We start from the raw sequence: 7066 nt of genomic DNA on the forward strand, positions 1-7066 counted from the left end.
TAAATCCCCTGAAGGGGACTTAAGCCTCCACTTTAGGGGAGGTTTGGAGGGGTAGAAATAAAGGTTAAGTTTTAATCTATAAGTTGTCTGGATTTAAAATTCACTTTTGAGACAGCTCATCCATTATTTATATTTCCTAGTAGTCGAAACTAAGCCCCACATTAATACCTAACCAACTTTGTTGTGGTACTTTCGAAGATTTAAATGACATATTGTAGTCAAAACTTACTGATAAACTGGTGCTATAGCTCATCGGAATAAGAGCGCCTGCTTTGGGAGCTACTGCCATTACCCAACCATTATCTTTTACACTGAATAGACCATTGTCATTACGTTGTTCGGTGTAGTTTGTACCTGCACCTAATCCAACAAATGGACGAATGGTAGCATCATCTCCAGCAAAATAGTATTTACCTGTGATGTGAATTGGAATGGTGTTCAGGTAGCGATATTGATTACTTGTTATTGCTCCATTGTCGAGAGGGTAAGTTGCTCTAGGTTTTGCTTCGTAAAAAGTATTCCATCCTAATTGAACACCCACACCAATGTTTGGCTGAATTAATTTTTCAAATTCAAGAAGCATACCTCTAAAGCTGGTTTTCTCGATGAAATCCTTTGTATCTCCCATCGGTACAGCCATACTGTAGTGTAGGTTTGTCTTGTTCTGTGCACTTGCCCCAAACGTCACCATGGTAAGTGCTATAATAAATATATATTTAATAGCTTTCATTGTAATTATTTTAAAGAGGTTAAGTGACTAGTTAAAAGGATCTTGATTGAATAATTCATCGATTCCGCGATCAATTCTGTTTTGCAAGTATTCAGTGCTACCTTGCAATAATCCATCTACAGCTCCAATGTAAATACTTGGTACTTCATCATCTTCAGCAGCTTCCATGTTGCCTAATTCCATCATGAATGAGCCTGTTTTGTAGTTGTAGTAAACAGGGTACCATGGGTAGTAGCCTCCCCATCCCCAACCGGGATAGCCAGGGTACCAACCGCCCCACCAGCCACCGCCAGGATACCAGGCTGCTCCAGTGTTGTTTTGCTCTATCAAAGTTAGTGCAACAATTAAATTTGCCTGCGATGGATCTTCTCCTTCGTATTCTTCGAGGCCTTGTGCGTTCATATTTTCGCGTACCTGCTTCATTATTTCAGCATCGTACTCATCATTAGGATCGTCAACAGGATCACCATCCTTAAGGTGAAGAATCGCCTCAGGCATGATGTAGGTTTTAACATCTAATGTATTCCACTTGTAGTTTGGGTCAAACTTTGAGATTGTTGTGTCTAGTTCATCAACATACTCAGCTCCTCCAGGATAGCATGCATTAACCATAAAGATTAGGGCTGCTATCGCTAAAAAATTCATTTTTGTTCTCATCTGTTTTGCTTTTTTAGTTCAGATGTAACTCGCCAAGTCTATATTATACCTTGGCTCGTTTCATAAGTTTAAATGTTATATTAAGGTTTATTATTTTAAAAATTACTGGAAAATAGTGATTTTTTCCTTGTCAAAGTACGAAAGTACAACATTTCTCTGCTACTTTTGTTTATAAATCAAACTTAAAAATAAAACGTATTAAAATGAGAAAATTAGTTTTAGCCGCCATAGTTGGGATGTTTAGTATTGCCTCTTCTGTGGCTCAAATGTCAGATGAAGAAGTTGGCTTGATGAGATCGATTCTGAAGTCGGAGGTAAAGGTGTATTTCGCTCAGAATATAGAGCTGACCACAAGTGAGGCTGCCCCTTTTTGGGAGATATACGATGCCTATGAGAATGAGTTGAAGCCAAGTTCAGATGCACGTATTAAGCTGATGCGCGAGATTATTAAGTCTGAAGGTGTTTTAAGTGAGGACGAAATGCATACAAAAATAATGGAAGCCATTAAGCTTCAGAAAAAGCGTCGTGATGTACGTATAAAGTATTATAAGCTTTATAAGAAGAAAATGGGTGTTAAGGTGGCAGCACAGTTTTATCAACTGGACCAATACATTAACACTATGGTAACAGCTTCATTAAATGAGGGTATGCCTATAGTAATACCGGAAGTTAAAAAATAAGATAATGGATACTAAAAAGCTCCGTCAGCATTAAGTTGACGGAGCTTTTTGTTATATGCTTTTGTTAAGTGATGATGAAAGCAAGGATGACATCTTTCTTAAGTTATAGCGGGAAAGATGTCATCCTTGTTTTGTTCGCAGAGCTTTTTATTTAGTTTCGTGTTTGATTCCAATGGTTTCAAGGTCTTGCCAGTAAAGAGGGTAGGACTTGGTAACAACCATTGGGTCGTTAATAAGCACATTGTTCTCTTTTAGTATTGCAGGTGCAAAAGCCATTGCCATACGGTGATCTTTGTAGGTGTCTATCGAAATCTCTTTATTTTCAAGTTTACTCTTTTTACCATCCCAAATCAAGTTGTCGATATTGTTTGATGTGAGCTCAAAGCCTAATTTCGCTAATTCGGCAATGAGGGCTGAGATACGATCTGTTTCTTTAATTTTTAGGGTTTGTAAACCTGTAAAGTGAAATGGTATATTCAACAAGCAGCATGTAACGGCCACTGTTTGTGCCAAATCAGGTTCGTTTACAAAATCGTACTTTAGTTTTTTAACCATTGAGCCATGTTGGCTAAGCGTAACTCCTTTTTGTGAGAAACGTGTTTTTACACCTAGGGAGTCAAATATGAATTGAACGTTTGAGTCGCCTTGTAAGCTTTGTTTCTTTAATCCTTTAAGTGTTATTTCCATGTCAGGGCAAAGAGCTGCAATTTCGTACCAATAACTTGAAGCACTCCAATCTGATTCAACACTTGTTTTTAATGGTTTGTAGTCGGCTTGAGGTATTTTGATGGTATTACCCGACCAGTTTGCTGTTATGCCAAATTCTTTCATCAAGGCCAAAGTCATGTTTAGGTATGGCTTCGAAATAATGTCTCCCGTTAAGGTCAGGTTTAAACCGTTTTTCATAGTAGGTGCAACCATAAGCAGGGCTGAGATATACTGACTACTAACATCGCCAGGTAATTCCAGGTCGCAACCTTCTAATGCGCTTCCAAAAATGCGTAATGGAGGGTAACCTTCTTTTTCGATGTATTCAATTTTGGCACCAAGTTGATTAAGGGCATCAACTAAGGTTTTAATTGGGCGCTGTTTCATTCGCTCAGATCCGGTAATAGTCCACTCGCCAACTATCTTTGATAAAAAAGCGGTTAAAAAGCGCATGGATGTACCAGCGGCACCAACATCAAAATGGTTGCTATCCGCATTAAGTGCATTGAGCATAACTCTGGTGTCGTCGCTATCAGATAGGTTTTTTATTTCCAGAGCGCTATAGCTAAGTGCGTTTAGTAAAAGTAAGCGGTTGCTTATGCTTTTAGATGCCGGTAGCGAAATGTTAATTTGTTCTGGCTGGTTCGATTTGCTTAACAGGTATGCCATTGTAGGTGTGTTTCTTATTTGAGGTTATTGTAGAAATAGAGTGCATCCATTACTTCTTTGTTTGAAGCACTGCAGTTAATCTGTATTTTGCCAATTTCCTCTAAAAGTGTAAAGTTAATTCTGTTGTCTTCGTTCTTTTTGTCGTGTGTCATCAATTTATACAACTCATCATAGTCGTCTTTGCCAAATTCAAAGTGACCGTATATTTTTTCTAATTGATCAGCAATTTCAATGACTTGTGCCATTGGGAATCCTAGTCGTATGTGCGATAGGTATAATTCGCAAATCATACCAAAGGCAACTGCATAGCCATGGAGGATTGGGCGGTTCTGATGCATGGCAAGACTTTCAAAAGCATGTCCGAAAGTATGCCCGAAATTAAGGGCTTTGCGAATGTGATTTTCGGTTGGATCATTCTGTACGAAGTGATCTTTTATGCGGATGGAATCAGCCACTAAATCTTTTAAGGCAGCAAGATCAGGATTGCTGATGTCGTATTGTTTCAATTGCTCCCATCGTTTCGAAGAGTAAATAAAGGCATGTTTAATCATTTCGGCAAAGCCGGAAATAATATTGGTATTATCAAGCGTTTCAAGAAAATCTGTATCAATTAATACTGCACTGGCTTGATTAAATACGCCAATCTCATTCTTAAATCCTTCAAAGTTAATCCCCGTTTTTCCGCCTATTGAGGCATCGACCTGAGCAAGCAATGTGGTTGGGATATTTATGAATTGAATACCTCGTTTGAAGGTTGAAGCTGCAAATCCTCCAAGGTCGCAAGGCATGCCTCCTCCAAGTGTTACCAGTGCAGATTTCCTGTCGGCACCACCATGGCTTAGCATGTGCCAAACTTTTTCAATGGTCTGGAGCCCTTTGTTGTCGTCTCCATCAGGAATGATCACCATTCGATCCTTTGATAAACCTTTAACGTTTTCAATTTTTGAAAAACAATGTTCAAAGGCCTTCTGATCAGATAATAAAAAGACTTTGTCTTTTGGAAACCCTTCAATAAGATGTTCGATATCTCGTTTAAGATTTTCAACAATGAAAACATTGGATTCTTTAGAAAGTAATGGAAACATTGACCTGCTTTTAAAAATGAACTGCAAATTTAGTTAAATTTGCCAATTGAGAATAAGTTTTTAGTTGTGATTAAGTATAAGTTGCAGTTTATTAGTGAGGTATTTGTTCTGATGTTGAATCGTTAGTTGCTAATGATTTATGTTTGAACTATTTTCAGTCACTAATGCTGTTTTGTTTAACAAATAAGAAAAGTTTATGAATCTTCAATTCAATAATAAAAAACAAGTGTCACCAGTTGGTTTGCTCTTGTCTTTTATCTTTCTAAGTGCCGTGGTATGTATCGGTTTGTATTATTTAATTTTAGATGAACGCATTCAAAGTTTGGAGATAGGTGCATGGATTTATTTACTTCTTTCCGGGCTTGTTTTCTATTTTGGGGGATTCTGTTATGTTGAAGTGGAAGCTTCGGAACAGCGAATAGATGTGAAGTACTATAACTTATTTCCATTCGGTAGACAGTATAAGCGCATATTATTACCCGTTGATAAGATAAAGAAAATTAAATTGGCGAAGGGTATAGGTCCAATTGGAAGACGCTTGGTAATTAGTGGGGTTGTTAATGGAAGGTTGGCTTTGTTTCCATCTGTTGGTTTAGGAGCATGTAATGCGCAGCAGATCGACAAATTAAATGCCTATATTAAAAGTATTAAACACTCAAATTAAAGAGTAATGATGCGCTCGCTTCTTCTTGTTGGTTTATTGCTTATGTGTCATTGTATAAGTGCTCAATATAAGGTTGGAGATTGGTATCTGAGCCCAAAAATTTCCTTTGCTGATTATAGCGATAAAGACGATTGGTCGGGGTATAGTATCTCTAAAGTTCCACCCATATCCATGACACTCGAATATGGTTTGAATCAGTACTTGAGCACTGGTGTTACCTTGGGTTTTAGTCATGATAAATTTACCAACGACACATTAAATTCAAATGTACATCGATTTTCAACTCTCGCTTTTGGTGGAATTGGATCCTTTCATTTTGCCGGGCTTATTGAAAAGTGGAGCAATTATTCTGTTTTTCTGGGAGATTGGGATTTCTACTTAAATGCTGGTTTTTTACTGGAATTGGATAGAAATAGTGAAGAGAACGTGTGGGATGAAGAAAGGAAAGTATTTAAGAGTTCTGAAACATCTGATTTGAGCTTTCGCATCCGACCAGCTATTGGCGTTCGTTACTTCTTGACCGATGACTTTTGCATGTTGGTTGAAGTAGGAAGAACAAATCTTGGTTTAGTTACCACCGGACTTTCCTGGCAGTTTTAAGGTATATTTGGCTTATTATTAATTATTTCCGACGAAAATTCTTTGTCGTTTGTGTATTTATCAATATCTTAATCGGATAAATACACAAACTTGACCGATTGTTTAAAATATCAGATTGCCATTAGCCTAATAAAAGGGATCGGCCCTAAGTTAGCAAGGAACTTGATAGCTTATGTTGGTAACGAGCAAGATGTGTTTAAACAGAGTGTTTCCTCCCTTTTAAAAATACCAGGAATTGGTTCAATTACGGCTAGTGCAATTCGTAAGTCAGACGTTATTGAGCGTGCCGAAAAGGAATTGGAATTTATTGATAAACATGCAATTGATGCTCATTTCTTTACCTCCGAAAGCTTTCCCAAACGCCTTGCTTATTGTGAAGATGCACCATTGTTGATATATACAAAAGGTGTTAATTGTTGGGATAGGACTAAGGTTATTGGGGTTGTTGGAACAAGAAAGGCTTCTGAACAGGCTAAGATAAACTGTGAAACATTGGTTGCAGATATTGCAAAGCGCTATTCAGATGTTGTTATTGTTAGTGGTTTGGCTTATGGTATTGACGTTTGTGCTCACAGGGCTGCGGTGCAGAATAATTTAAGTACTTATGGTGTGCTGGCACATGGTTTGGATCGGATTTATCCCAGCTTGCATCGCAATACGGCGAAGCAAATGTTAGAGAATGGAGGTCTGATAACTGAATTTATGTCTGATACCAATCCGGATAGGCCAAATTTTGTGCGTCGAAACCGTATTGTAGCTGGTATGGTTGATGCCTTGTTGGTTCTTGAGTCGGGGATTAAGGGTGGAGCGATCATTACAGCACGAATTGCTCAATCCTACAATCGGGATGTATTGGCATTTCCGGGAGATGTAAATGCTGAGTTAAGTAAAGGAGGAAATTATTTAATCAAGCGAAATATTGCTGCGCTTATCGAGGGAGTTGATGATTTGGAATATGCATTGGGGTGGGAGAGTGTTGCTAAAACGAAACCGCAGCAAGCTAGACTGTTTAATGATTTTAAAAGCGAAGAAGAAGAAATTTTATACAAGCTATTGCTAACGAGCAAGGAGTTAACAGCTAATGAGCTAAGTATGCAAAGTTCCTTACCGATAAGTAAGGTGAGTGCTAGTATGTTATCACTTGAGTTTGCAGGATTGATAAAATGTTTGCCAGGTAATGCATTTAGGTTGCTGTAGTATTTTAATTACTTAGTACGAAACATTCTGTTTTTTTGTTAAAAAAACGGCCGCTTGAGCAAACAATTTTTGTTAG

8 protein-coding genes are annotated in these 7066 nt (G+C 37.9%); 4 read left to right on the forward strand and 4 right to left on the reverse strand.

From position 1 onward, the window contains the following. Window positions 1–136: 136 nt before the first annotated feature. Window positions 137–730: a porin family protein gene (locus tag ACRD7B_RS11480; protein ID WP_430824703.1), complete on the reverse strand. Its 594-nt coding sequence runs from the start codon at window positions 728–730 to the stop codon at window positions 137–139. A gap of 27 nt (window positions 731–757) precedes the next feature. Beyond that, on the reverse strand, window positions 758–1387 hold the full coding sequence (locus ACRD7B_RS11485) for a DUF4136 domain-containing protein (protein ID WP_430824704.1): 630 nt from the start codon (window positions 1385–1387) through the stop codon (window positions 758–760). A 203-nt stretch (window positions 1388–1590) separates the two neighbouring features. Between ACRD7B_RS11485 and ACRD7B_RS11490 the strand changes: the two genes are divergently transcribed. Then, window positions 1591–2067: a hypothetical protein gene (locus tag ACRD7B_RS11490; protein ID WP_430824705.1), complete on the forward strand. Its 477-nt coding sequence runs from the start codon at window positions 1591–1593 to the stop codon at window positions 2065–2067. 147 nt (window positions 2068–2214) lie between these two features. On the opposite strand, the gene ACRD7B_RS11495 is transcribed toward ACRD7B_RS11490, so the two are convergent. Together ACRD7B_RS11495 and aroB are read right to left on the reverse strand one after the other, a co-directional pair. Next, a complete protein-coding gene (locus ACRD7B_RS11495; RefSeq protein WP_430824706.1) occupies window positions 2215–3444 on the reverse strand; it encodes a 3-phosphoshikimate 1-carboxyvinyltransferase in 1230 nt (409 codons plus the stop codon). 14 nt (window positions 3445–3458) lie between these two features. After that, window positions 3459–4529: a 3-dehydroquinate synthase gene (aroB, locus tag ACRD7B_RS11500; RefSeq protein WP_430824707.1), complete on the reverse strand. Its 1071-nt coding sequence runs from the start codon at window positions 4527–4529 to the stop codon at window positions 3459–3461. Window positions 4530–4725: 196 nt separating this feature from the next. Here aroB and ACRD7B_RS11505 point away from each other — a divergent pair, with 196 nt between their 5' ends. From ACRD7B_RS11505 to dprA, 3 genes are all read left to right on the forward strand, one after another. Next, complete coding sequence (locus ACRD7B_RS11505) at window positions 4726–5193, forward strand: hypothetical protein (protein WP_430824708.1); 468 nt, start codon at window positions 4726–4728, stop codon at window positions 5191–5193. A 6-nt stretch (window positions 5194–5199) separates the two neighbouring features. Then, the gene (locus tag ACRD7B_RS11510) at window positions 5200–5793 is read left to right on the forward strand and encodes an outer membrane beta-barrel protein (RefSeq protein WP_430824709.1); all 594 of its coding nucleotides are present in this window, start codon (window positions 5200–5202) and stop codon (window positions 5791–5793) included. A gap of 90 nt (window positions 5794–5883) precedes the next feature. Beyond that, complete coding sequence (dprA, locus tag ACRD7B_RS11515) at window positions 5884–6990, forward strand: DNA-processing protein DprA (protein ID WP_430824710.1); 1107 nt, start codon at window positions 5884–5886, stop codon at window positions 6988–6990. The last annotated feature ends 76 nt before the right edge of the window (window positions 6991–7066 follow it).

Source organism: Carboxylicivirga fragile, assembly GCF_050589805.1.
GTDB lineage: Bacteria > Bacteroidota > Bacteroidia > Bacteroidales > Marinilabiliaceae > Carboxylicivirga > Carboxylicivirga fragile.

Excerpts from the sequence above, each read along its gene's own strand:
- ACRD7B_RS11480 (WP_430824703.1), bottom strand. The coding sequence starts at position 730 with ATGAAAGCTATTAAATATATATTTATTATAGCACTTACCATGGTGACG.
- ACRD7B_RS11485 (WP_430824704.1), bottom strand. The coding sequence starts at position 1,387 with ATGAGAACAAAAATGAATTTTTTAGCGATAGCAGCCCTAATCTTTATG.
- ACRD7B_RS11490 (WP_430824705.1), top strand. The coding sequence starts at position 1,591 with ATGAGAAAATTAGTTTTAGCCGCCATAGTTGGGATGTTTAGTATTGCC.
- ACRD7B_RS11495 (WP_430824706.1), bottom strand. The coding sequence starts at position 3,444 with ATGGCATACCTGTTAAGCAAATCGAACCAGCCAGAACAAATTAACATT.
- aroB (WP_430824707.1), bottom strand. The coding sequence starts at position 4,529 with ATGTTTCCATTACTTTCTAAAGAATCCAATGTTTTCATTGTTGAAAAT.
- ACRD7B_RS11505 (WP_430824708.1), top strand. The coding sequence starts at position 4,726 with ATGAATCTTCAATTCAATAATAAAAAACAAGTGTCACCAGTTGGTTTG.
- ACRD7B_RS11510 (WP_430824709.1), top strand. The coding sequence starts at position 5,200 with ATGATGCGCTCGCTTCTTCTTGTTGGTTTATTGCTTATGTGTCATTGT.